This is a genomic window from Sphingomonas sp. CFBP 13714, assembly GCF_014842205.1.
GTDB lineage: Bacteria > Pseudomonadota > Alphaproteobacteria > Sphingomonadales > Sphingomonadaceae > Sphingomonas > Sphingomonas aerolata.
The window spans coordinates 109,682-135,031 of record NZ_JACYVG010000005.1 but is presented as its reverse complement, the minus strand read 5'-3'; the positions used below and the strand labels follow the sequence as shown (position 1 = coordinate 135,031).

Here is a 25,350-nt window from a genome sequence, read left to right as displayed (position 1 = left end):
CGAGAGCTTCGACAAAAGAAGACCCGGCCCGTCGTCATTACGAAGAGAGGTAGCCCCATGGCCGATACCATCGCCGTCAACGCAGGAGCCAGGCTGGACCGTCTGCCTATCTCCCGATTCCACTGGCGCATCCTGGGGCTGATCAGCGCGGGCGCATTCCTAGACGCGTTCGACGTGTATCTCGCGGGGGGTGTCATCGCCGCGCTGAAGGCCGAAGGATTCTCGACGCTGGCGCAGGCCGCGGTGTTCATGTCGATGACCTTCCTCGGCATGATGATCGGCGCGGGCATGGCCGGCTATGTCGGCGATCGCTTCGGACGTCGCGCCTCTTACCAGTTCAACCTCGCGCTGTTCGGCCTAGCCTCGATCGCGGCGATCTTCTCGCCCAACATGACGTTCCTGATCGTCTGCCGCTTCATCATGGGCATCGGCCTCGGCGCCGAGCTGGTGGTCGCGGCGGGCACGCTCGGCGAGTTCATCCCGCCGGCCTATCTCGGTCGCTGGGTGTCGATCATGGGCATGGTCGTCAATTCGGGCCTGCTGGTCGCGACGTCGGTCGGCTATATCGTCATTCCGACGCTCGGCTGGCGCTACATGTTCGCGATCGGCGGCATCCTTGCGCTGATCGTCTGGGTGATGCGCAAGAAGATGCCGGAATCGCCGCGGTGGCTGGAATCGGTCGGCCGCAACGAGGAGGCAGAGGCGACGCTTCGCGAGATCGAAGCCGACGTCGTCAAGCACAAGGGCCCCCTCGCCGCCGTCCCCGAAGTCCGTTTCGTGCCAAAGGTCCACGCACCGCTCAGCGCGCTCTTCGGTGCCAAACTGCGCCGCCGCCTGATCGCCGCGACGCTCGCCGCGATCGCCGTCAACGTCTCGGTCTATGGGTTCGTCGCGTGGCTGCCGACCTTCCTGGTGAGCCACGGCACGGGGATCGTCACCTCGCTCTGGTACACGACGCTGATGTCGTTCGGCAGCGTGTTCGGTGCGATCGTCGCGATCGGTATCGCCGACCGCATCTCGCGCCGCGCCTCGCTGATCGCGGCGGCTGTCGCGATCATGATCTTCGGCTTCCTGTATCCCAATGCGCACGGTGACCTGATGGTGCCGCTAACGGGCTTCCTGCTCGTGTCGAGCATCTACACGCTCGTGACGCTGGCGCTGTTCGCCTACATCCCCGAGCTGTTCCCGACCGCCTATCGGCTGCGTGGCACCGGTTTCGCGGGCATGTGCGGACGGGCCGCGTCGATGGTCACGCCCTATGCCACCGTCGCGCTGTTTGAGCGCTTCGGGCTGGAGGGCGTGCTCGGCATGGTCGGCGTGGTGCTCGCCTGCATGATCGCCGCCGTCGGTCTTTTGAACATCGAGACCACCGGTCAGTCGCTCGACGTCGTCGCCGACGATTCGCTGGTCCTTGGGGGAGCTGCTAAGTGACGCTCTCGCAAACCTTCGCCGATTTCGCGACTGGCCTGACGATCGATGCCATTCCCGAGCGGGTCAAGGAGCGCGCACGCCACCTGATCCTCGACTCGGTCGGCACTGGCCTAGCGGCAGTCGGCGCAGACTGGGCCGAGGCGACTTTCGCCGCCGCGAGCGACCTCGGCAGCGGAACAGCGCCGGTGCTCGGCTATGGCCGCACGCTGGCGATGCGGGACGCGGCGCTGATGAACGGCGTCGTTACGCACGGCCTCGACTATGACGACACGCATTCACGCGGGATCATCCATGCGACCGTCAGCGCCTTTCCGACTGCGCTGGTCGCGGCGGACAAAGCCGGCGCATCGGGCGCCGACCTGCTCGTCGCCTATATCGCAGCGATGGAGGTTTCGACGCGGGTCGCGGCTGTCGGCGCGGGCGGGTTTCACGGCTTCGGCTTTCACCCGACCGGATTGATCGGTGCGTTCGGATCGACACTCGCGGCCGGCAGGTTGCTCGGACTTGACGCGCAGCAGATCGCGATGGCGCAGGGGATCGTGTTGTCGATGGCCGGCGGGAGTCTGGAGTTCCTGGCCGACGGTGCATGGACCAAGCGCTTGCATCCAGGCTGGGCGGCGAGTTCGGCACTGACCGCGGCGACGCTTGCCAAGCGCGGCTTCGTCGGACCGCCGGCTGCCTATGAAGGGCGCTTCGGTCTTTATGCCCTGTATCTTCGCGACGCCGCCCCTGCCCTGCTCGCGCAGGCGACCGAAGCGCTTGGCGAGATCTGGGAGATCGAGGCGGTGTCGGTGAAGCCGCTTCCCGCCTGCCACATGACACACGCCGCGATCGATGCGGCGATCGCGCTGCGTGCGGAATACGACCTGACCGCTGCCGATATCGCCACGGTCATCGTACTGGTCCCCGAGGCGGTCATTCCGATCGTCTGCGAGCCGGTCGCTCCCAAGCGGACGCCACACACCGGCTATGACGCGCAATTCTCGATTCCCTACACGGTCGCGACCGCGCTGCTGACGGGCAAGTTCACGCTCGATTCGCTCGATCCGGCAGCACTGAACGATCCGGCGGTGCTCGATCTAGCGGCCCGCGTCTCATACGCCGTCGACCCCGACAGCGATTATCCCAAGCACTTCACCGGCGAAGTCATGGTCGAAACCCGAGATGGCCGGATGCTGCGCCACCGCGAGGCGATCAACCGCGGTGCATCCGACCGGCCCCTCAGCAACGCCGACATCGACGCCAAATATTTCGAGAACGCCGCTCGCACGGTCGACGCGGCCCGCGCCGCGCATATCCGCGCCGCCGTGCTCGACCTGCACCTGCACCCCGCTTCCGCGCTCGGCGACATTCTCGCCGGCGCCACTGCCCCTCAAGGAGTATCCACATGACCCTGGCAAACGCGATCGCCGCCGATGGCGCGATGACCGACGAAGAGATCATGATCCTCGATTCGATCGACAAGTTCCTTGAAACCGATGTGAAGCCGTTCGTCCACCAGCTTGAGCATGACGACGAATATCCGCAGAAGATCGTCGACACGATGAAGGAAATGGGGCTGTTCGGGCTCATGATCGCACCCGAATTCGGCGGGTTCGGCGTCTCGACGCTGACCTATGCGCGGATCATCGAGAAGATCTCGACCGTGTGGATGTCGGTCGCAGGGATCATCAACAGCCACATGATCATGGCGATGACGGTCCAGCGCTGCGGCACCGACGCGCAGAAGGATCATTATCTGCCCCGCTTCGCAACCGGCGAACTGCGCGGCGGCATCGGCCTGACCGAGCCCGACGCGGGCACCGACCTTCAGGCGATCCGCACCACCGCGGTCCGCGACGGCGACGACTATGTCGTCAACGGCAGCAAGATGTGGATCACCAATTCGGGCTCGGGCAACACCATCCTGCTGCTGGTCAAGACCGACACGACCGCGGAGCCGCGCCACAAGGGGATGAGCCTGCTGATCGCCGAGAAGGGCGACGGGTTCATCGTCTCCAAAAAGCTCGAAAAGCTCGGCTACAAGGGCATCGACAGCAACGCGCTGACCTTCGACGGGTACCGTGTGCCGGTCGACCGGCTGATCGGCGGGGTCGAGGGCGTCGGGCTGAAGCAGGTGCTCGGCGGGCTCGAGCTCGGCCGCATCAACGTCGCCGCGCGCGGCGTCGGGATTGCGCAGGCGGCGCTCGACGAGGCGGTCGCCTATGCACAAACGCGCAAGACGTTCGGCAAGCCGATCTGCGAGCATCAGGCGATCCAGCTGAAACTCGGCGAGATGACGACCCGCACCTACGCCGCGCGGCTGCTCACCGAAGCCGCCGCCAAGGCGTATGACCGTGGCGAGCGGTGTGACATGGAAGCCGGCATGGCGAAGTATTTCGCGACCGAAGCTGGCCTGGAGAACGCGATCGAGGCGATGCGGATCTTCGGCGGCTACGGCTATTCGAAGGAATATAATGTCGAGCGCCTCTACCGCGATGCACCGCTGCTGACGATCGGCGAAGGCACCAACGAACTGCAACGCATCATCATCGCCAAGCAGATCATCGCGCGGAACCCGGCATGAACCAGCCACTCGCGGGTCTCCGCATCGTCGCGGTCGAACAATATGGCGCGGGCCCCTTCGGCACGCAGCAGCTCGCGGATCTCGGCGCCGAGGTCAACAAGATCGAGAACCATAAGGATGGCGGCGACATCGGCCGTCACGTCGGGCCGTATTTCTTCGCACCGGGCGACAGCCACTTCTACGAATCGCTCAACCGCAACAAGCGGAGCATCGGCCTCGACCTGAAGAGCGCGGACGGGCGCGCGGTGCTCGAGAAGCTCGTCGCGGAGTCGGACGTGGTCTTCAACAATCTGCGCGGCGACCTGCCGGCAAAGCTCGGGCTCGACTATGCCGCACTGTCGCAGTTCAACCCCGCGATCGCCTGCGTCCACCTCTCCGCCTATGGTCGTACCGGCAGCCGCGCGGCATGGCCAGGCTATGACTATCTGATGCAGGCCGAGGCCGGCTATCTGTCGCTCACCGGCGAGCCGGGAACGCCGCCTGCACGCTTCGGGCTGTCGATCGTCGACTTCATGACCGGCACCACCGCTGCGCTCGCGATCCTGGCCGGCGTCGTCTCGGCGCGCGGCAGCGGGATCGGCCGCGATCTCGACGTCAGCCTGTTCGACGTCGCGCTCGGAAACCTCAACTATGTCGCCGAATGGTATCTCAACGGCGGCGTCACCGTCGAACGCACGTCGCGATCGAGCCATCCCTCGCTCACCCCCAGCCAGCTCTACACGACCAGCGACGGCTGGATCTTCGTGATGTGCAACAAGGAGAAGTTCTTCGAGGTCCTGTGCGGGCTGATCGAGCGTCCCGAATGGGCGACCGATCCGCGCTACGCGACCTTCGCCGCCCGGCTTGAGAACCGTCCGGCGTTCAACGCCGATCTCGATGCGGTGCTGTCGACCCGCACCACCGCGGACTGGATGCAGCTGTTCGAAGGACGCGTGCCGGCCGCGCCAGTGCTCGACGTTCAGCAGGCGCTTGACAATCCGTTTCTCGCAGAATCGAAGCGGATCATCGATTTCCAGCATCCCGAACACGGCCCCCTGCCCGGCATCGCTTCCTCGATCCGCGCGGGCGGCGTCGAACATCCGGACAAGGCTGCTCCCACACTCGGTGCGGATACCAGCGCCATCCTCGCGACCCTCGGCTACACCGATGACGACGTGGCAGCCTTGCGGACCCGCGGCGCGGTCCGGTGACACCCGCGCTTGCATCGAACGCCAAGGCATTGGACGGTGCGCTATTGTCCGGATCACCCGACAAAGCGACCGATGGATATTTGATGCCCCAGCTTCGTCAGCAACCGCGTTACCTGCAACTCGCCCAGACGCTGATCAACGAGATCGAGGATGGGCGCTATCCAATTGGCACGCTGCTGCCGACCGAGTTCGAGCTGTGCGACCAGTTCGGCGCGAGCCGCTTCACCGTGCGCGAGGCGATCAAGCGGCTTGTGCAGTCGGGGATGGTCTCGCGGCAGGCCGGGGTCGGCACACGCGTCCTCGGGCTGTCGCGCCCGGCGGCGTATCGTCAGGTGATGGAGGGGCTGTCCGATCTCCAGCAATACACCAACGAGACCAGCCTCACGATCATCGCGCGCGAGACGATCGCGCTGGACGGCCCGCTCTCTGAACAAGTCGGCGCGACATCAGGCCAGACCTGGCTGCATCTCATGGCGTTGCGCCGCGCCGCCGGGACAAGCCCGATCTCCTTTTCGGACATCTATCTCCACCCCGCGTTCCGCAGCCTGAAGCTTGACGACGATGTCGGCGATATGCCGATCTTCAGCCGGATCGAGGAGCAATTCGGCGAGCGCGTCGCCGAGGTCCGCCAGCATATTGAAGCGGTGGCGATCCCCGCGCCGATCGCCAAATTGCTCGAAACCAAGACCGGTGCGCCGGGCCTGCGCCTGACGCGCCAGTATCTGAACGCACGCGGCGAGGTCGTCGAGATGGCGATCAACACCCATCCCGCGGACCGCTATTCCTATTCCCAGACCTTCCGCCGCGATCCCGTATCCGGCCTGTAGAGGATTTTTCATGACCAGTGCCGCCCGCAGTATCCTGTTCGTGCCTGGCGATCGTGCCGAGCGTTTTGAAAAGGCGCGCGCGAGCGGCGCGGACATCGTTGTGATCGATCTCGAAGACGCTGTCCTCCCCGACCGCAAAGTTGCCGCGCGCGATACGATATACGATGCGCTCGCCAGTCTGCCGGAACCGCGCTTCTTCGTGCGCGTCAACAGTCTGGATACCGATTGGCATGCGGACGACGTACGTGGACTCGCCGCACTGCCAGGCGTCGCTGGACTGATGCTGCCCAAAGCCGAGCGCGCGTCGGACTTCGCGGCAATTCACGAGGCAGCAGCCGGCAAGCCGCTCCATGCACTGGTGGAAACCGTTTCGGCGGTCTTGAATCTGTCGGACCTCGTCACCGCGCCCGGTCTCTCACGACTGTCGTTCGGCACAGTGGACTTTCAGGCGGACGCCGGCATCGACGGCGACCAGGCGGAGATCGACTATGTCCGTACCCAGCTCGTCCTTCACTCGCGAAGCGCCGGACTTGCAGCACCGGTTGATGGCGTTTCGACGGATCTCTCTAACGACGAGGCGCTGGCACGCGACACCGACCACGCACGTCGCTTCGGCTTCGGCGGAAAGCTTTGCGTCCATCCACGACAGGTGGGGATCGTCAACACGGCATTCCTGCCCTCCGCCTCTGACGTGGACTGGGCCACCCGCGTGGTCGCCGCTATCGACGGCGCGTTCGGAGCCGTTGCCGTCGACGGCAAACTAATCGACAAACCCGTCGTCGATCGCGCTCGTCGAGTTCTTGATACATATTCCGCATTTGATTCTTTCCGCCGGTAAGCAGACAGCGTGGATGGCCCGCCGGGTCGCAATATTTGCGGAGGATGGCCCAGATGCAGACGTTCAAATGCAGTCGGTTGCGTCCCGGAGGTGGACGCTCATTTATCATTGATTGGAGCCGGTTTCGGCGGGGTAACGCAACGGAGGATGATTGGAAGCGTGGTCAATTCGCCGCCAAGCCATGTGCATCTGATCCCAGACCTTCGAGGGCTCACGCATCTCGCAAGCTTCATTGCCAGGGTCGGCTCGCAAAGCTACGTCCTTTGAGACGACATATGCGCGTCTACCCCCGCCAATCCTTGATGTCATTCTGTTGGTACAGCCGGTACTCTAGCCCTTTGAATAACGATCGATGCTCGTCCAGAAAGCGCTGGCTAATTATCACTCTCCCGACGGGCAAACAGATCACCGATGGACGCGACAAAATGCGTATTCATTGCTGCGGTCGCAGCTTTCGGGTCACGATCGGCGATCGTGCGCGCTAACGCATGATGATGTGCCAGCACGGCGGCACGCTGCCGCGCGGTGGTCCGCGTTGCCCATGCTGCAGGAACTGCATGAACCATCATCGGTGCGAACGAGCGGATGATCTGCAAGAACAACATGTTGCGTCCAGCCTGCGCGATTGCTTGGTGAAACGCGATGTCGTGGCGGGTCAGCGCATCGATATCGCTACCGGCTGCTTCCATTGCCTCGGCCAGACCGATGATCGTCTGCGCCTCTTCGTCGGTGCGGTCGATCGCGGCGAGCTCGGCAGTGCGCAGTTCCAGCGTACGGCGCACGTCCCAGATCTGTACCATCGAGATTTGCGCCGTTGCCACCGCGTGGTCGAGCGACGTTGCCATCACAGATCCGTCGATCGCGGCTACACGCGCGCGCCTGCCGTTGCCCACGTCGATAAGTCGCAACGCCGCTAGCGCGCCGAACGCCTCGCGGAGTACTGGGCGGCTGACACCCAGTTCTGTCGCAAAATGCCCTTCGGACGGCAGCGTGTCGCCGACTTTCATGTCGTTCGTGCGGATGTGCGTGCGGACCGCATGGACCGCCTGATCGACCAGCGAGCCGCCCTCGATCAGTCGCACGCTCGTCGCGCTCATGCCGCGAGCCGTGGTGCGCGCAGCGACGACGGGGTCGCGCCAAACTGCCGCGAGAAGGCCCGCGTAAAACTGGCATTGTTGAGATAGCCGCACTGGTATCCGATCGACGATACCGGCAGATCGGTCGCGACCAGCATCTGGCGTGCCGCTCCGAGCCGCCTGTCCAGCAGCGCGTCGGCGACCGTGCAGGCGAACATGTCGCGGAAGCCGCGGGTCAGCTTCGCACGGTTCAGTCCACAAGCGCGCGCGATCGAATCGAGCGTCATCTTCTCACCCCAGCGCTCGTCGATCATGCGCTTGGCCGCGACGATCCGCTGGCTGTCCCTCGCAGACAACTGCCCGGCACCCGCGAGCGGCACAAGGTCGTCCTCGACGATCCGCTGAAACGTGATGGACAGGAGTTCGATGCATTTCGCGGACCGGTGTGTGCTGCGCCAGGGCTCGGAGAGCGCGCAATCGCGGATCGCGACGACGATCAGCCGCAATTCGCTCGGCAGATGACACGCGATGTTCGCGTCAGGCGCGTAATCGAAGACCCGCAGGCAGGCACCGCGTTCGACCGCGAGAATGAGGACCGCCCGCTCCTCCGAAGGAACCGCACCGGTCGTGACGGTGACCTGCGCCGGCGTGTGCTCGCCCAGCGTGAAGCAGAGGACCACGGCATCGGCAGGAAACGTCGTCGGGTCGACCATACCCTCCCCGATGAATGCCGCCATCTCGGGCGACACCGTGACGCGTTCCTTCTGCATGCTTCCCTCGCCCACCACCGCTCTCCTTCTCCCGTTTGCCGGGCTTGGGTCGATCATGCAGCTATCAGATAGCTCCTGCAAGAGCTATCTTACAGGTCAGGCCGTTGCTGACATCGGCGCGCGACGCATTGCCATCGTAAAGGCGACGACGGAGATCGCGCTGGTCACGACCCCGACGATCGCGAGACCTTGCGCGAGATGCGCTTCGCCGCCCAGCATGCCGCTTGCAGCCGCGACCAGCGTGGGTGCGAGGCCGTAGCCGATCAGCCCAGCGATCGCGATGAACGCGCCGATGCACAACCCACGCAGTTCGTTGGGAATTAGCACGGTCAACGCCACCGAAGTCACAACGCCCGTCACCGCACCGCACGTTACCAGCAGACCCACGGCGACCCCGAACAGCGGGACCGAGGGCATGATCGGGAACAACGCCGCGGGTACGCCGAGCGCGGCGGCAAGGATCGCACCGATCAGCAGGCCACCGCGGCGGCCGCTCTGTTGCCCGCGATCGGCGGACAGACCACCGACGATCGCACCGACCACGCCAGCACCGAACAGCAGCGCGCCCATCCAGCCGGCGAACTGGTCGGGTTGGAGGTGGAACGTTCGCGACAGAACCGGCGAAACCCAGATCCCAGCCGCGGCATCGGCCATCACGACGCTGATCTGGCCGACGAACAACGGGATCAGGAACACGCGACGCGCCCAGAGTTCGCCGGCCACGACCTTGAACGGCGCATGCGTGCCGGCCGCAACCTCCTGCCGCACCGGTTCGCGCAGCAGGAACAGTGGCAGGATGGCGAGCATGCTGACGACCGCCAGGCACAGATGCACACTTCGCCACGGCATCATGCCTGCGAACCACGCTGGCGCGCGACCATGTGCGAACAGCCCGAACAGTGCGCCCGACAGTGCCAAGGCGAGCGCGACACCGAGCGACTTGCCAAGGTTGACGATCAGCATCGCCCTGCCCCGCTGCGTCGGAACGCAGAAATCGGCGCACAGCGAGAGCGCTGCGGTCAGCGCGCCGGTCGTGCCGATCCCGGTCAGCATACGTGCGACGAACAGCAACGGAACGCTATGCGCGAGCCCGGTCAGCACCGTGCCCAGCGTCCACACGAACGCGAGTGCGATCATCATTCGCACGCGGTTGTAGCGATCGACCATGATGCCGATCGGGATCGAGAACACCGCCAGCGGCAGCGCCGCCGACAGCCCCTGGATAAGGCTCAGCGTATAGTCGCTGAGGTGAAGTTCGGCTTTCGCGCCTTCCTGCACCGTGCCGAATGCGCCCATCATCGTGAAGCCGACCGCCATGGCCAGCGCGAGCGCAAGCAGCGGCAACAGCGTCTTGGCAAACGGCGGTGCGGCCGCCTCCATCGGTCGGGCGAAATCGGTCATTCTTGATCCTTATGCAAGCGCACGGCGCAGAGCCTCGTGGCTGTCGCGGCGTGCCTGTTGCGAGACCGGACCGTCGGCGAAGATGTCGAAGGCGTGATAGCCGCCGGGATAGACGTGAAGCTCGACCGGCACTCCGGAGCGGATCAGCCGCGTCGCATAGTCGATGTCCTCTTCGACGAAGAGATCGAGCGCGCCGGTCGCGATATAGGCGGGCGGCAGGTTGCCCAGATCCGTCGCCCGCGCTGGTGCCGCATAGGGTGACACGGCGTCGCCACCGGGCGCGTGGCCGAGCAACGCGGTCCAGCCAAAACGATTGCTCTGCGCAGTCCAGACGAACTCTCCGGCATAAGGATGCGGCGGTGCGGTACAGCTACGGTCGTCGAGCATCGGGTAGATCAGGTGCTGGAATGCGAGCGCATGTTCGCCCCGGTCGCGGACCATCAAGGCCAATGCCGCGGCATACCCGCCGCCCGCGCTCTGCCCCATCACGCCCAACCGCGCCGGATCGATCTCGAGCCGGTCGGCATGGGTGATCGTCCATACCAGTCCTGCGTAGCAATCCTCGATCGGGCCGGGAAAGTTCGTCTCCGGCGCCAGCCGGTATTCGACCGACACCATGACGCATTGCAGATCGGCGACGAGCGGACGAAGCAGCGGATCATAGTCGGACACCTTGCCCATCACATAGCCGCCGCCATGGATGTGATAGATGCACGGCAGGGCGCCAGTGACGCCCGCCGGGCGGAAGACGTGCAGGTCGATATCAGGCGCCCCGGCAGGCCCTGGAACCGTATGGATCTCCAGCGTCGCCAGGGTTTCGTCGGCGGGCGGCAGCATCGACGGTCGGTCGCGCATCGCCGGCAGGATGTCGGCGGTGAGCGAGATCTGCGGCATCATCTCGAGCAGCGGGCGCAGCGTCGGATCCACCAGGTGCAGGCTGTCCATCATTCTCTCCACGATCCTTGTTGTGACGCGCGTCCGATACCGGAACGGCGTTTAGAACGCGAAGATCTTGCCCGGATTGAACAGATTGTCGGGGTCCAGCGCGTGCTTCAGCGTCCGCATCAGTTCGACCGCGTCGCCAAGTTCAGCGACCAGCCAGTCCTGCTTGCCGATGCCGATGCCGTGTTCGCCGGTGCAGGTGCCGTCCATCGCCAGCGCGCGTTCGACCATCCGTGCGTTGATTGCCGAGACCTCGGCCAGCTCCGCCTCGGATTCCGGATCGATCGAAAAGACGACATGGAAATTGCCGTCGCCGACATGCCCGAGAATGGTCGCGGGGACCGACGACGCCTGGAGGTCAGCCTTGGTCTCGCCGACGCACTGCGCCAGGCGGCTGATCGGCACGCACACGTCCGTCGCCCAGCCGACTGCGCCCGGACGCAGGTTGACCGCCGCGTAATATGCCTCGTGTCGGGCCTTCCACAACTTCGAGCGTTCCTCGGGCAGGTTCGACCAGCGGAAATCACCGCCGCCGTTTGCCGCCGCGAGCTCGCGCACGGTCTCCGCCTGTTCGTCGACATAGCTTGGCGAGCCGTGGAATTCGAAGAACAGCGTGGTCAGTTCGGGGTAATCTAGCTTCGACCAGGCGTTGACCGCCTTCATCTGCATGTCGTCGAGGATTTCGACGCGAGCGAGCGGCACGCCGATCTGGATCGCCTGAACCACCGTATCGACCGCGCCGTTCAGCGTTTCGAAGCTGCACACCGCGGACGAGATCGCCTCGGGAATGCCGTGCAGCCGTAGCGTCACCTCGGTGATGATGCCGAGCGTGCCTTCGGAGCCTACGAACAGCCGGGTCAGATCATAGCCCGCCGCCGACTTCCGCGCGCGACGGCTCGTACGGATCTCGCGCCCGTCTGGCGTCACCACGCGCAGGCTCAGCACGGCCTCGCGCATCGTCCCATAGCGCACCGCATTGGTGCCGCTTGCGCGCGTCGCGGCCATCCCGCCGATCGTCGCATTCGCACCGGGATCGATCGGGAAGAACAGCCCCAGGTCGCGGATATGCTCGTTGAGCTGTTCGCGACGGACGCCGGCCTGTACCGTACAATCAAAGTCCTCGGCGTTGATCGACACGATCTGGGTCATCTCGGACAGGTCGACCGAAACGCCACCATGCACCGCCAGCGTGTTGCCCTCGATCGAGGTCCCCGCACCGAACGGGACGATCGGCACCTTGGCCGCGGCGCACAGCCTGACGAGATCCACCACCTCCTCGGTCGACCGCGCGAAGACGACCGCGTCGGGCAGCATCGGGGCGAAATGCGCCTCGCTGCTGCCGTGGTGGAGCCGCATCGCGTCGCTCATGTGCAGCGCAGTGCCGAAACGCTGCTGGAGCGCTGTGACGAACGCCGGATCGAGCGGCGCCCTTTCGATCTGTTCGACGTGCATGGTCATCCTAGAACCGGAAGCTCGCGCGCACGCCGTATCGGCGGCGGTCGCCCTGGATGGCGAGGTTCGACGCCAGAGGCGCAAGCCCGGCCCGCACCAACGCCGATTTGTCGATATAGCTTTCGATGAATTTGGTATTGAACAGGTTGGTGCCGAACGCGGTTACCGTCAGGCCACTGGAGAAGCGGAAGCCGAGCGAGGCGTTGGTAATCGCATACGCCGATAGTCTGGGCGCGACATCGGGGTCGAGCGACGACCCGATCCGGCTGCCCTTCCCGAAAATCCCCGCGTCCAGCAACACCGCGTTATCGCCGACCGGGACGGTGTAGGTGGTGTTGAAGTTGAAGTTGTAGTCGGGCGTGAAGATCACACGATCGCTCGATACATGGACGCCGGTGGTCGCGAAATACTGGCTGTCGTCGGTGATGCGGGCGTGGAGATAGGAGGCGCCGGCGTCGATCCGCCAATGATCGGTAAGGCGGAGGTGCGCTTCCAGTTCGGCGCCGTAACTCTTGACGGTGCCGGTGTTCAGGTTGATCGCGACGAACCCGCCCGTGGCACTCGGCGCCAGCGAGTTCTGTCCGATGAAGTCCTTGTAGTCGTTGTAGAATATGTCCGCGTTGATCGTCAGGCGGCGGTCGAATGCATCGAACTTCGTGCCCAGCTCATAGGTCCAGACATTGTCGCCCTTGTACGTCGCGTCCTGCGGCCGCGTACCCGGACCGTTCTGACCACCGCCGCGGATCCCCTTGGCGACCGAGGCATAACTCATCACCGCCGGCGTCCAATGCTGGGTCAGCGTGACGCGGGGTTGGAACTGGTCCTTCTTATAGACCGGCGCGGTATAGGGGGTCACGCCGTTGACCTGGCTCGCGACCAGCTTCTGGTGATCGTAGCGCCCACCGACCGCGAGATCGAGCGTGCCAACCTTCAGGAAAGCGGTCGCGAAGATCGCGCGCGTGTCGTTGCGGACATAGGTCGACGAAGGCGTGGTCGAGGCGGGCAGCGGGAAGGTCGGGCCCAGCAGCGCGCGGAAATCGATCGTCGTCAGCTGATCACTCACCTGCGTGTAGCGATTGCCGTACAGCCCAATGAGCGTCGAAAACGCATCGCTCCACTGCGTATCGAAGCGCAATTCGGCCGTCTTGGTCTTCAAGGTCGAACCACCGCGTGTACGGAGCAGGTCGACCGCACCGAAATCGCCGTCATTGACCCCGGAGAGGTTCTTCTGGTTGTACGCCCCGATTGCGGTAATCTTGGTCTTGAGCGATGCGACGTCGAACTCGCCCTTCAGGTTCGCGCCGTAATAATCGATCACCGCCCGGTTCAGCACGTTGGTCGCGCCATCGAGCCGGTAATCGGTCGGCCCGGCGACATGGATGTACGACGTGCTGCCGCCTGCGGCCCGGTCGTAGTTGCCGTTGACGGTGAACACCGCCCAGTCGGCGGGCGTGAAGCGGAGCGTGCCACCGACGCTCTGCTGCTTCAGCGGGTTCAGGTCGCCGATCGTCAGCGTGTTGCGCATGAAGCCGTCCTGCTCGTGATAGGACGCGCCGATCCGGAACTGGAGCAGGTCGCGGACGATCGGCCCGCTGACCGACCCCGAGACCGAGGCGTAGTTGTCCGTACCGGCGATCGCGGCGTCGAACCGCCCCTCCCACTCGTTACCCGGCTGGCGCGTGATGACGTTGATCGCGCCGCCCAGCGTGTTGTTGCCGAACAGCGTCCCCTGCGGCCCGCGCAACACCTCGATCCGCGCGACGTCAACAATCGGAGAGTTCAGATATGATGTGTTCGGCTGATAGACGCCGTCAATGAAAATGCCGACGCCGGGCTGCACCGTGTCGATCAGCGTCGTACCGATACCGCGGATCGACACGAATGCGCGGCCGACGCTGTCGGAATTTATGTTGAGGCCCGGCGTGTAGGACGCGATGTCCTTCACCGTATTGACCTGCAACTCCTTCAGCCGGTCGCCGGAGATCGCCGTCACTGCGATCGGCACATCCTTCAACGATTCCTGGCGCTGACGTGCGGTGACGATGATGTCGTCAGAGCGTGCGGGAGGTGTCGCCTTTGCCTGATCGGCGGCGTCTTGCGCGGATACCGGCGTGGCGACGAGCGCGGCGACGGCGCATCCTCCGGCGAGCAATGTCTTGAAGCGCATTGGATCCTCATCCCCTCAGAGCGCCGATCCATCGCCGGCTACTTCTAGGCTCCAAGCTATCTGATAGCTGACCTGTCTGAAAGGTTATCGACTGTGCCGCCCGGCTCGCGGGCTTCGCCGATCGGTACGCTACCAGCAGCTATAGCCGCCATCGGCGAGCACGATGCTGCCGGTCATCAGACTGGCCGCGTCCGAGGCAAGAAAGGCGACGATCGCCGCGACTTCTTCAGGTTCCCCCAAGCGCCCCTGCGGCGTACCGTCGATCCAACGCTTGTACATCTCCCCCTTGCGGTCCGCGAAGCTGTTGAGGACGGTATTGATATAGGTCGGCGCGACGGCGTTCACGCGCACACCGCGCGGCGCCCATTCGGCCGCGAGGCTCTTGGTGAGCTGATGCACCGCGGCTTTGGATGCGTTGTAATAGCTTTGCGGTTGCGGCCGGTTGACGATGAAGCCGCTCATCGAACCGACGTTAACGATCGCGCCCTTCCCTGCCTCCAGCATGTGCCGTCCAAAGGCGCGTGCACACCAGAAGGTGCCGTTAAGATTGACGTCGAGCACGTTCAGCCAATGCTCGTCGGCGACGTCCTCCGCGGCGGTTTCGCTCCGCGCGATGCCGGCATTGTTGACGAGAATGTCGATCGCCCCGAGCTGATCGGCCAGGGCGGTGACCTGTGCAGCGTTCGTTACATCCATCACATGGCCGTCGACCGCATAGCCCTTGTCCGCAAGCGCAGCTCGCCCCGCCGCGATCGCCACCGCGTCGCGGTCGGCTAACGTCACGTGTGCGCCCATTTCGGCTAACGCCTCGGCACAGGCGAGACCGATTCCCGCCGCGCCGCCCGTCACGACAGCACGGCGGCCGGTGAGCTTTAGTCGTTCAAGATACATGACCGGTCCTTCACGGCAGATAGGGTGCGGCGGGCATGACGGGCTCATGCCGCGCCTCCTGCCGGACCAGCGAATAGACCTGACGAGTCTCGGCATCGAACTCGCCCCAAGGCAGGCTGCCGTCCGTTGCGAAGCGGATCCACAGCGCGTGCATCCGGTTGGCGAGGTCTTGCGGCGGGTTGGGTCCGCACAAGCCCTGCTCGCCGGTTGCGGTCGCCAGCGTATCGAACACGAACGGCAACTCCATCCCGTGCGACGCACCGAGTTGGCCGCCGAACATCGGCGAACGCCAGTCGAACTCGTACATGTGCGTGCGCCCTTGGTGCGCCTCAGCAAACCTGCGTGCCGGCCAGCAAAAGACGAGGTCGTTCATCGCGTCGGTCAGCGCCTGGCCGGGCTTCCTGCCCTTCGTCCCGATACCATATACCTTCAATACCTTGCGGGCATGCGGTTGCGACTTGTGGAGGACATAGGTTGCCAGCAACCGCCCGATCTTGTCCCGCACGCCGGTCGGGACGAGGTACAGGTTCATCTCTTCCGCGTTGGTGCCGATCAGCAGGTCGACTTGCGCGCCCGCACCGTTCGCTAGCGCATCGAGCGGACGCTGCGGCAGCACGTCGTCGCCGTGGACGGGGACGAAGCGGCTGATTCCGAACACCGGTTCGTGCCCGCCCTCGTCGCGCAGATCGATCCGTGCGGTCGGCGCGGATACCGCCTCTACCGCGTCGATCAGCGCATCGTACGGCACGCTGCCAAAACCACTGACGTCGGGGGTGATCTTCAGGATCTTCGCCAGCTTCTTCACCAGACGCTGCATCACCGGCACCGAGCGCGTCATCCCGCCATGCCCGCTCTGAACGATCGCGCGCCGGAACAATCCCCTTGAGAGCGGGGATGCCATCAGGTCGGCGATCGCCATCGCGCCGGCGGATTCGCCGAACACCGTGACATTGCCCGGATCGCCGCCGAACCGCGTTATGCCGTCTCGTACCCACGTCAACGCCGCGATCATGTCGCGCAGGCCAAGGTTCGTCGGCACGCCCGGGATCGGCAGGAAGCCGTCCACCCCCATCCGATAGTTGATCGCGACGCAGATCACGCCGTCGCGCGCGAAGGTGCCGCCGTCCTGCACGGGCGCATCCTTGCTGCCGATCACGAAGCCGCCGCCGTGGATGAACACCATCACCGGCAAGCCGGTCCGGTCGTCATCGGGACGCCAGATATTCGCCGTCAGATACTCGTCGCCCGGCACCCAGCCTTTGCCGATCAGCGGTACGATATCGAGGCCGGGAAATGCCTTGGTCCGCTGCGGCGCGTTGGGTCCGGCCACCGTCGCGTCGCGCACCCCGGGCCACGGCGTGACCGGTTGTGGCGGCGCGAACCGGTTCGCACCCACCGGCGCCGCGGCGTAAGGCACGCCGAGGAACCGTAGAACACCGCCCGCAGCGTTTCCCTGCACGATACCGTCGGCGGTGGAGACCATAGGTTCGCTCACGATATTCTCTCCTTCCGATCCGCAGCAGCGGTCGGAGGCAAAGGTAGCAGCCGCGGGACGCCCGTCTCGAACTCAGGCTATGCCAATCGTTGTTTTGATCGTGCCGTACGGCGGGCAAGCACCCGCCCGCGTTACCAGGCTCCAGTTCCAGTCGCCCCCTGCCGGTATTCGGCGATGCGCCGTCGGGTCGCCGGGGACGTAGTTTCAGGCAGGTCGTCCACCGGGAACCAGTCAGCCTGTTCGATCTCTCGCAGATCAACACGACCCAGGATTCTGCTTGCTGCCGTTCGCACGATAAAGATCACGATATGATCGTCCTTGCTCTCTCGGCGACTGTGATAGACGCCCAGCACCCGCTCGATCACCGGGTCGGCAATCGCCACCTCCTCGGCAAGCTCCCGCACAAGCGCGGCGGCGATACTTTCGCCCTTTTTCACGCCGCCGCCCGGAAGATACCATTGATCGACATAGGTATGCCGCACCAACGCGACCCTCTCGTCCGGATCCAGCAACACAGCGCGGACACCGATCGTGCGCGGCTTGCTGATCCGCCATACCAGCCTTGCTACCCTGCCGACCATCCGATGATGTATCCCCACGCGCTCGTTTCCCTGCCTGTAGTCGACGCTTCGCAGTGGTATCCCAGAACAGGGCCGTGCGCTCCAAATGCCTTCGGTGCGCACAGTCATGCAGCGGCCTTGCACAGTAATTGGTTTCGTCGCCTGCCCCGAATGCGCGCAGACTGCGACAGCTCTTCTGATATCCGGATCACGGGGACGACGCGTCGGGATCACGTCTGCTCGCCGTGCTTGCCATCCCGGACATCGGCGAGGGGCGAAGACGTGGGAGAGTGATGGTGAATCAGGGTGCGCAGCTGTTTGCGATCAAGACGCGGGCACGACCATGAGGCAGCTTCACCGGGCGAACAATGTTGCTGACCTGCGCCTCATGGCACGCAAACGGCTGCCACGACCGATCTTCGACTATATTGACGGTGGCGCCGACGACGAAGTGTCGCTGCGCCGAAACGTCACCGCATTTTCAAACTACGAGCTGGTGCCGGACATACTGAACGACGTCTCTGCAGTCCGGACCGGCACGACGCTGTTCGGACAACCATCGCGCTGGCCACTGATGCTGGCGCCGACGGGGCTCACCCGGATGTTCCACGGCCATGCCGAACTGGCCGTCGCTCGCGCTGCTGCGCGTCACGGCATAGTGTACAGTCTGTCGACGATGGGAACGACGCGGCTGGAAGACCTTGCCCAGGCATTCGCCGGACCGAAGGTTTTCCAGATCTATATTTTCAAAGACCGCGGTCTGACCGCAGAGTTCGTCGCGCGTTGCCGGGATGCAGGCTTTCACGGGCTGGCGCTGACCGTCGACACGCCGGTCGCCGGCAACCGCGAGCGAGACAGGCGCAGCGGATTGTCCCTCCCGCCCAAGCTGACGCTGAAGTCGTTACTGAGTTTCGCGCGCCATCCGTCATGGTCGCTGCCCGCGCTGACAGGGTCCAAGTTCGATCTTGCGAACGTGAGCCACAGGATCGACGCGCTCGCGTCGGGACCGATGAGCCTGTTCGATTATATTGGCGGCCAGTTCGATCGGTCGGTCGGTTGGCGCGACGTCGAATGGCTCGCACGCGAGTGGAACGGGCCGCTCGCGATCAAGGGCGTGATGACACCCGAGGACGCGCGACGTTCGATCGCGTCGGGCGCGACCGGCGTGATGGTATCGAACCACGGCGGACGCCAGCTCGATGGAGCGCCCGCCCCGATCGACCAGATCGCAGCGGTACGCGACGCGGTTGGCGGTGGGCCGGACGTCATCTGCGACGGCGGCATCCGACGCGGCTCGGACGTGGCGAAGGCGTTGGCGCTCGGGGCAACCGCCTGTTCGATCGGGCGCCCCTATCTGTACGGCCTCGCAGCCGGCGGAGAAGCAGGCGTCGATCGCGCTCTGACGTTGTTGACAGAAGAGTTCGAGCGCACATTGACGCTCGCCGGCGTGAACGATGCAGCAGTCCTGTCACGTGGCCATGTTCGGACTCGGGAGAACCGGCGTGATATGACGTAGCTCTCGACTTGAATGAGAGCGCCATGTTCGCTTGCGCTACTGGGCAGGCTTAACGATGCGTGTGTATCCGACGCCTGCCGCCTTGGCCGGATCTGATCTGTTTCTGCATAACTATACTCAAGAGACCAGCCTAACGCCTTGATCTAACCAACCAACATTCGGGCCCTTGCTCCAATTTGCTCCAAAATCAGATTCGCCTCCAAGACCGGCCGTTCCGACGGCTTTCAGCGTCTCGCAACTCCGGACGCTCGTTCATATCCGTCACACGACTACGCGATAATCTCGGCTTTAGGTCTTTCCTGCCGTTCCTCCTCGGCTGGCGGGAGCATTGACAAGGTGAATGTCGATCGATCCTAGGTTCGGATAGACGATCCGGGGGACCAGCCATGAAGACGATTTTCGCGACCTGCACCGCCACGCTGGCGTTGCTCGCCGGCCCCGCGATTGCACAGAGCAAGCCGCCAGCGGCGACCCGGTACGAGATCGCTTTCCCCAACGCGGTCCATCATGAGGCACAGGTGACCGTCACCTGGCGCGACCTCGGACCGGCCCCCTTGCGCGTCCAGATGTCGCGCTCCTCGCCCGGCCGCTACGCGATCCACGAATTCGCCAAGAACGTCTATTCGCTCGCCGCCAAGGATGGCCGCGGTCGCGCGCTCGCGATGACGCGGACCGACCCCTATGGCTGGACGATTCCCGGGCACGACGGGACGGTAAGCGTCACCTACACGCTGTTCGGTGATCACTGAGACGGCACATATGCGCAGATCGACGCAACCCACGCGCATCTCAATATGCCCGCGACCTTTTTGTGGGCGGTCGGGCAGGACGCGCGCCCGATCAGCGTCCGGTTCGTCCCCTTCGACGCCAAGTGGAAGGTCGCGACCCAGCTCCAGCCGACGGGCGACCCCTACACCTTCGCCGCGCCCAACTTCCAATATTTCATGGACAGCCCCACCGAGCTGTCCAATTTCGATCTGCGCGAATGGCAGGTCGGAGAGGGACCGACGCGCGCCACGATCCGGCTCGCGGTCCATCACGACGGCTCGCCCGCCGACCTCGATCGCTTCGCCGCCAGCGCCAAAAAGGTCGTCGCGCAGCACATCGCGATGTGGGGCGGACACCCCGCCTACGACTTCGGCACCTACACCTTCATCGCCGACTATGTGCCGCAGATCAGCGGCGACGGCATGGAGCATCGCAACTCGACGATCATATCGCAGCCGCGTTCGTTCACCGCGGCGAATTTTGCGCAGATCGACACACTCAGCCATGAATTCTTCCACAGCTGGAACGTCGAGCGCATCCGCGCTGCCGAGCTCGAACCGTTCGACTTCACCCGCGCCAACCCGACCCCGTCGCTCTGGCTTGCGGAAGGGTTCACCCAATATTACGGGCCGCTGATGATCCGCCGAGCGGGCGAATCCGCGATCGACGCGTATCTGCGCGGGGTCGGCTCTACCGTCAACGCGCTAACCACTGGCACCGCACGCCGTTACGGCGGTCCGCAGGAAATGAGCCTGCGGGCGCCGTTCGTTGATGCGGCAAAGTCGATCGACGCGACGAACCCCAACATCTTCGTGTCTTATTACACCTATGGCGCCGGCCTCGCGCTCGCCCTCGACCTGACATTGCGCCAGCGTTACCCGGGCATCACGCTCGACACGTTTATGCGCCACCTATGGCAGACCTTCGGCAAGCCTGAGCGCCCCTATACCCGCGCCGACCTGTCGCGCGCGTTAGGCGAGGTGACCAAGGATCCCGCCTTCGCGGACGCCTTCTTCAGGACCTCGGTCGATGCCGAGGCGCTTCCCGACTATGCTCCCCTTCTCGACCAGGCGGGTCTGAAGCTCCGTCCCGCCAACCCGACCGCCGCGTGGCTCGGCAACGTCCGCCTCAAGACTACCGGCACCGACGTTCGCATCGACGGCGCGCCCGCCCCCGATACTCCGCTCTACCGCGCCGGCCTCGACAACGGCGACCAGATCGTCAGCCTAGGCGGGACGGTGATCACCAGCGATGCTGACGCGGCTGCGGCGCTTGGCCGTTACAAACCCGGCCAGACCGCCGACATCACCTACCGCCAACGCGGCCTCGACCGCCGCGCCACGCTGACCTTCCTCGCCGACCCCACCGTCGAGGTGGTCCGCTACGAAACCGCAGGGGTTAAACCAACCGCCCAACAACTCGCGTTTCGCGCCGCGTGGCTCGGGCCGGATGCAGTGGCCAACTAGGCAGGTTTGACCTTCAGGGTTTCAAATACTCTTAAGGCTGGCCCATGGATGTCCATGGGGATCGGCAGCGCATGCCGACGGAGGAGAAAACTGTTGGGCTACTTAGAGGCCGCGACGACCCGTTGCGGACGCTCGCGGGCTCGTTTCGGCTTCTCAACTTCGGCCGCTCGTTCATGTCGCAAAAGCGCCGATCCGAGCGGCTTGGTTTGGGACGAAGCCGCCATTCGCGGTGATAACCCGAACGACAGCTCTAGGCAGAAGCCGACGTTCAGGCGCAGTCTTTGTTGGAAACGATGCCACTGATCAAATCATCAAGGCGGTTCAGCCGCTCGTTCCATTCCTGACGGTGATAGTCGATCCAATCCTGCAACGGCGCGAGCCCGGCAGGATCGAATTGACAGGTGCGCACCCGTCCGAGCTTGGTCGAGCGGGCGAGCTTGGCTTCCTCAAGCACGGCGAGGTGCTGGCCTATTGCCGTCTTGCTGATCGCCAGTACCGCAGCGAGTTCCGAAACGCTCGCGGGCCGCTCCGCAAGATGACTCACCATCCGACGGCGATTGGCGTCACTGAGCGCATGAAACAGAAGGTCGACCCTCGGCGAGCGGACAGACTCTTCGGCAGGCTGCATCATGCGGGCTGCAGTTCCGAAGCCATCGTGTCGAGCAGGAAGTCCCACCCCATCCGGCGCATTGCCGGGCCGTCGGCGCCTTCGAAATAGACCGCCTGGTGCGTCAGCAAGACCTCGCTCTTGTCGCCGAGCGGCGCAATTTCCACGGTGACCACGGCAGCAGATACGCGGGCCTGATCGACGTCGAGCGTTTGGAAGAACACGATCCGAGCGTTATCGACGATCTCAGCATAGGTTGAGGTCCAGCACAGCTGCTTTCCCGCGATAGGAGTGCCTGGCAGCATCCTGGCGGTGAGCTTCTCCTCACCGCCCGGACGAAAGTCGAAGCTGTAGGAGAGCGGCTCGTGTCCGGGACTGGCGGCGTACCACCTGCTCTTGCGGTCCTGAAAAGCGAAGGCGCCAAAAATCGCGGGCGGAGCGGCATCGCAGATTTTGCGGATTTTGAAGGTATCGTGTGTGATGGTCATCGACTCGCCCCTCAGTGAATCTTTGACTTCACTAATTTTCAGAAGCCTTTTGGTCAAGTCTGTACTTCACTATTGCGCCCGCGTTTGTTGGATCGGCGATGGCCACGGGAGGACCGAGGCGTCACCGGCACGGATGGTTGTCGCGCACCGTTCAGGCGGGCAGGCCTTTTTCGCGATCACGGTAGCTGTCGATGCGCGGTTATAGCGGTCGAGCCACCCAGCGGCGCGCGATCAACTCAGGTCGTGAAGGTCCTTGCCCAACGGGGCTGTGATGCTCAGGTCCGAGAAATGCACGTCCAGTCCGGCACGTTCCGGCGTGCAGGCCATCGGTCCAACCTGATAGGCGGGGGCGATCGGAAAGGGTGCCAGTCTGACCAAAGGCCACGTCTTGCCGTCCGCTGAGACCTGCAACCGCAGAACGCCCTTGGCGACCGTCGCGCGCATCCAGAAATCCTGCGCGTCATGCTCATAGGGGCCGGTTGCCCAGTCGGACTTTCCGTCGGTCAGCACGCTGCTCAGCATGGCGCGCCCGTCGGACAACTCGATCCCCGCCTTGACCCAGCGTCCTTCGTCGACCCGCACCATGATGCCGGCCTGATCGTAGAGTTTCTGATACTGGCCGCGAATGCGCAGTTGGGCGGTGAACGCGGCAGGCGCGGTGAAGCCGAGGAAATGACCGCTGCCCCGGATAAAGCCGTAATGCGTCTCGCGCCAGAAATCGCTGCCCTTGTCGGTGACGAGCGTAAGGTCTCCGCCGGGTGCGGCCTTCCAGGCCTTGGGCGCATTCAGCCAGCGACCGTCACGGCGCCCAAGCGCCGAGATTGCCGAGCCCTGCGCGGTCGCGACGCCGGCATTTCCCGCGATCGCAAGCGCTGCGGCACCACCGATTACCGTCCGCCTGCTCACCTGGTCCTCCATCATAGCCGCTACCTTCCAATAACCCTCGATATTATGTACATATGTACACATGCCGAGATCGAGGTAAAGAGGCGATGACCCAACAGTCCCGGCGCAACGATCCGACACGGCGGCAGCGCATCGTCGATGCGACGCTAGGAGTCATTGCCGAGCTTGGAACCGCGGCAACGACTCATCGCCGCATCGCCGAGGCGGCGCAGGTGCCGCTGGGATCGGTCACCTATTATTTTGCGACCCTGGAGGACCTGCTCACGGCTGCCTTCCTGCAACTGGCGGCGGAATCCTCTGCGGCGTTCCGCGAGCGCCTGGAGTCCGCGACGGACCGCGCAGAGGCGTGTACGGCAGTCATCGACATCATAGCCAACCAGGTCTGGGCGGAACCGCGCACGTTGTTGTTGAGCTACGAACTCTACGCCTTCGCGGCCCGGCACCCACCGGTCAGCGCGGTCATGCAACATTGGATGGACAGCAGTCGAGGCGCCCTGGGCCGCTTCTTCGACCCGCTCACGGCGCGCGCGCTTGACGCGCTGATCGAAGGTATCGGCATCCACAATTCGATCGACCGCGCCCCCCTAGAGCGCGATGCGATCAAGACCATCGTCCAGCGGATTGCCGGGTGTTAGCCGGTCCGATCCATCCGGGTACCCCAGCGCAAATGGCGCGACGGTCAGGGTCAAGCCGATGCATGAGGTATCACTGCCGCATGACCGCATTCGGTGCCCCTTTTATGCGCGCGCCACTCCGGGCTAATGCGCGGTCCGTAGGAGAATATCCATGAAAACAGCGCCGGTCGCCCTTCTCTACCAAGCGCTTCCACCACCGCTGATCGACGGGCTGCGAAAGGACGCGAAGCCGGGCGGATATTCTGATGGCGGCGCCGACATTGCTTTCGCCTTGCGGAGTGCAGGCGTGAACGTTGTCACACCCGCCTCCGCGCCAGACCCTTCCAAGGCACTCGACTGGGTATTCCCGGACACGGCCGAGGGCATCCGAAGCGCAGGCGCTGCCGGCGCATCGGTCCTGTGGGCGAACACGGTCCTGTTCGAAGGACATCCGCTCGAGACGGCGATGGTCGACTTCGACATCGTCGGGCAGCTTCCCGCGGCGATGCAGGCGTTCGACGACAAGTTCGAGACCAACCACCTTCTTGCCAAGGCTGGCCTGCCGGTAGCACGATCGTTTCTGCTGTCCGGCACGGCGAAGGAGAATGTCTGCGCGCTCGCCGACGTCGAGGACGCGTGCACTACCCGCGGCATGTCCTTTCCGATGATCGTCAAACCGGTGCGTGGCCGTGGTAGCCAGGGCGTGACCCTGGTGGAGAGCCTCGGTGCCCTGCGCGATGCCGCGACTGCGTTGATCGCAGCCGCCACCTTTGGCGACATGCTGATGGTGGAAGAATTTCTCGATGGTGACGAGATGACCGTCACCCTCATGCCGCCCGCGTCCCCGTGCCCGGATGGTTCGCGGGCACCGACGCACTGGGCCTTGCCGCCCGTGTACCGCTTCGATCAGCGCGGCGGAGTAGCACCTTATAATGGCGACGTTCCGGTGACCGCCAACAGCATCGCAATCGCCCCGGAGCGACTACTCGATCCGGCCATCGTGGCGATGATCGAAAGCTGCGTCTCGGCAGCCGCGCTGGTCGACGCGCGCACCGCGATCCGGATCGATTGCCGGGCCGATCGTCATGGTCTGTTCAAATTGTTCGACCTCAACATGAAGCCCAACATGACCGGGCCGGGCCGCCCGGGGCGCGAAGATCAAGATTGCCTCTCGGCCATCGCCGCCCGCGCCATCGACTGGAGCTACGTCGATCTCTTGCAAGCGATGCTTGCTGCCAAATGGAGGCTCGAGCCGCCAGGGGAGCTTAGCTGAGAACATCAGCTACGGGGCGGAAGTACCGGCCCATGCTTCCGGCCAGACCCACAAGCGGTCGTCCAAAGCGCTCGTTCTACCTCCCGACTTCCGACATTCGTTCATC

The 25,350-nt window shown here is 64.4% G+C and carries 22 protein-coding genes and 1 pseudogene; 11 read left to right on the top strand and 12 right to left on the bottom strand.

Features of this window, described 5'->3' with window-relative positions; genetic code table 11:
• Window positions 1-57 precede the first annotated feature (57 nt).
• The 6 genes from IFT54_RS12695 to IFT54_RS12670 all read left to right on the top strand — a co-directional run bounded on the left by IFT54_RS12695 (window position 58) and on the right by IFT54_RS12670 (window position 6,852).
• A complete protein-coding gene (locus IFT54_RS12695; protein WP_192070911.1) occupies window positions 58-1,431 on the top strand; it encodes an MFS transporter in 1,374 nt (457 codons plus the stop codon).
• Window positions 1,428-2,822 carry an MmgE/PrpD family protein gene (locus IFT54_RS20910; protein WP_192070910.1) on the top strand — a complete coding sequence of 465 codons (1,395 nt, stop codon included), beginning with the start codon at window positions 1,428-1,430 and terminating at the stop codon, window positions 2,820-2,822. The genes IFT54_RS12695 and IFT54_RS20910 overlap by 4 nt, the downstream gene beginning before the upstream one ends.
• Complete coding sequence (locus tag IFT54_RS12685) at window positions 2,819-3,997, top strand: acyl-CoA dehydrogenase family protein (protein ID WP_192070909.1); 1,179 nt, start codon at window positions 2,819-2,821, stop codon at window positions 3,995-3,997. The genes IFT54_RS20910 and IFT54_RS12685 overlap by 4 nt, the downstream gene beginning before the upstream one ends.
• Window positions 3,994-5,187 carry a CaiB/BaiF CoA transferase family protein gene (locus IFT54_RS12680; protein ID WP_192070908.1) on the top strand — a complete coding sequence of 398 codons (1,194 nt, stop codon included), beginning with the start codon at window positions 3,994-3,996 and terminating at the stop codon, window positions 5,185-5,187. The genes IFT54_RS12685 and IFT54_RS12680 overlap by 4 nt, the downstream gene beginning before the upstream one ends.
• Before the next feature lie 83 nt (window positions 5,188-5,270).
• Window positions 5,271-6,014 carry a GntR family transcriptional regulator gene (locus tag IFT54_RS12675; RefSeq protein ID WP_192070907.1) on the top strand — a complete coding sequence of 248 codons (744 nt, stop codon included), beginning with the start codon at window positions 5,271-5,273 and terminating at the stop codon, window positions 6,012-6,014.
• A 10-nt stretch (window positions 6,015-6,024) separates the two neighbouring features.
• A complete protein-coding gene (locus IFT54_RS12670; RefSeq protein WP_192070906.1) occupies window positions 6,025-6,852 on the top strand; it encodes an HpcH/HpaI aldolase/citrate lyase family protein in 828 nt (275 codons plus the stop codon).
• A gap of 374 nt (window positions 6,853-7,226) precedes the next feature.
• Here IFT54_RS12670 and IFT54_RS12665 read toward each other — a convergent pair whose 3' ends face one another.
• From IFT54_RS12665 to IFT54_RS12625, 9 genes are all read right to left on the bottom strand, one after another.
• Window positions 7,227-7,949 carry a FadR/GntR family transcriptional regulator gene (locus IFT54_RS12665; RefSeq protein ID WP_192070905.1) on the bottom strand — a complete coding sequence of 241 codons (723 nt, stop codon included), beginning with the start codon at window positions 7,947-7,949 and terminating at the stop codon, window positions 7,227-7,229.
• Complete coding sequence (locus IFT54_RS12660) at window positions 7,946-8,713, bottom strand: helix-turn-helix transcriptional regulator (RefSeq protein ID WP_342354826.1); 768 nt, start codon at window positions 8,711-8,713, stop codon at window positions 7,946-7,948. The genes IFT54_RS12665 and IFT54_RS12660 overlap by 4 nt, the downstream gene beginning before the upstream one ends.
• Before the next feature lie 81 nt (window positions 8,714-8,794).
• Window positions 8,795-10,099 carry an MFS transporter gene (locus tag IFT54_RS12655; protein ID WP_244648940.1) on the bottom strand — a complete coding sequence of 435 codons (1,305 nt, stop codon included), beginning with the start codon at window positions 10,097-10,099 and terminating at the stop codon, window positions 8,795-8,797.
• Between the two features lie 9 nt (window positions 10,100-10,108).
• Window positions 10,109-11,047 carry an alpha/beta hydrolase gene (locus tag IFT54_RS12650; RefSeq protein ID WP_244648938.1) on the bottom strand — a complete coding sequence of 313 codons (939 nt, stop codon included), beginning with the start codon at window positions 11,045-11,047 and terminating at the stop codon, window positions 10,109-10,111.
• Window positions 11,048-11,095: 48 nt separating this feature from the next.
• A complete protein-coding gene (locus IFT54_RS12645) occupies window positions 11,096-12,499 on the bottom strand; it encodes an FAD-binding oxidoreductase (RefSeq protein WP_446740671.1) in 1,404 nt (467 codons plus the stop codon).
• Window position 12,500: 1 nt separating this feature from the next.
• Complete coding sequence (locus IFT54_RS12640; RefSeq protein WP_192070903.1) at window positions 12,501-14,660, bottom strand: TonB-dependent receptor; 2,160 nt, start codon at window positions 14,658-14,660, stop codon at window positions 12,501-12,503.
• Window positions 14,661-14,789: 129 nt separating this feature from the next.
• Window positions 14,790-15,551, bottom strand: a complete 762-nt coding sequence (locus IFT54_RS12635) for an SDR family NAD(P)-dependent oxidoreductase (protein ID WP_192070902.1) — start codon at window positions 15,549-15,551, stop codon at window positions 14,790-14,792.
• Window positions 15,552-15,561: 10 nt separating this feature from the next.
• A complete protein-coding gene (locus IFT54_RS12630) occupies window positions 15,562-17,046 on the bottom strand; it encodes a carboxylesterase/lipase family protein (protein WP_342354825.1) in 1,485 nt (494 codons plus the stop codon).
• A 131-nt stretch (window positions 17,047-17,177) separates the two neighbouring features.
• Window positions 17,178-17,645, bottom strand: coding sequence for an NUDIX domain-containing protein (locus IFT54_RS12625; protein WP_342354824.1), 468 nt, complete (start codon window positions 17,643-17,645; stop codon window positions 17,178-17,180).
• 67 nt (window positions 17,646-17,712) lie between these two features.
• Between IFT54_RS12625 and IFT54_RS12620 the strand changes: the two genes are divergently transcribed.
• From IFT54_RS12620 to IFT54_RS20515, 3 genes and pseudogenes are all read left to right on the top strand, one after another.
• Window positions 17,713-19,122 carry an alpha-hydroxy acid oxidase gene (locus tag IFT54_RS12620; RefSeq protein WP_244648936.1) on the top strand — a complete coding sequence of 470 codons (1,410 nt, stop codon included), beginning with the start codon at window positions 17,713-17,715 and terminating at the stop codon, window positions 19,120-19,122.
• A 386-nt stretch (window positions 19,123-19,508) separates the two neighbouring features.
• Window positions 19,509-20,081, top strand: a pseudogene (locus tag IFT54_RS20520) (M61 family metallopeptidase); the annotation flags it as partial.
• On the top strand, window positions 20,067-21,356 hold the full coding sequence (locus IFT54_RS20515) for a M61 family metallopeptidase (protein ID WP_342354834.1): 1,290 nt from the start codon (window positions 20,067-20,069) through the stop codon (window positions 21,354-21,356). The pseudogene IFT54_RS20520 and the gene IFT54_RS20515, both read left to right, overlap by 15 nt.
• A 268-nt stretch (window positions 21,357-21,624) precedes the next feature.
• On the opposite strand, the gene IFT54_RS12610 is transcribed toward IFT54_RS20515, so the two are convergent.
• The 3 genes from IFT54_RS12610 to IFT54_RS12600 all read right to left on the bottom strand — a co-directional run bounded on the left by IFT54_RS12610 (window position 21,625) and on the right by IFT54_RS12600 (window position 23,357).
• Window positions 21,625-21,987 carry an ArsR/SmtB family transcription factor gene (locus IFT54_RS12610; protein ID WP_197984667.1) on the bottom strand — a complete coding sequence of 121 codons (363 nt, stop codon included), beginning with the start codon at window positions 21,985-21,987 and terminating at the stop codon, window positions 21,625-21,627.
• Window positions 21,984-22,451 carry an SRPBCC domain-containing protein gene (locus IFT54_RS12605; protein WP_192070901.1) on the bottom strand — a complete coding sequence of 156 codons (468 nt, stop codon included), beginning with the start codon at window positions 22,449-22,451 and terminating at the stop codon, window positions 21,984-21,986. Before IFT54_RS12605 ends, IFT54_RS12610 begins: the two co-directional genes overlap by 4 nt.
• 231 nt (window positions 22,452-22,682) lie before the next feature.
• A complete protein-coding gene (locus tag IFT54_RS12600; protein WP_197984666.1) occupies window positions 22,683-23,357 on the bottom strand; it encodes a DUF1349 domain-containing protein in 675 nt (224 codons plus the stop codon).
• 86 nt (window positions 23,358-23,443) lie between these two features.
• On the opposite strand from IFT54_RS12600, the gene IFT54_RS12595 reads away from it, so the two are divergent.
• Both IFT54_RS12595 and IFT54_RS12590 read left to right on the top strand, forming a co-directional pair.
• A complete protein-coding gene (locus IFT54_RS12595; protein ID WP_192070899.1) occupies window positions 23,444-23,992 on the top strand; it encodes a TetR/AcrR family transcriptional regulator in 549 nt (182 codons plus the stop codon).
• Window positions 23,993-24,143: 151 nt separating this feature from the next.
• Window positions 24,144-25,244, top strand: coding sequence for an ATP-binding protein (locus IFT54_RS12590; protein ID WP_192070898.1), 1,101 nt, complete (start codon window positions 24,144-24,146; stop codon window positions 25,242-25,244).
• Window positions 25,245-25,350 lie beyond the last annotated feature (106 nt).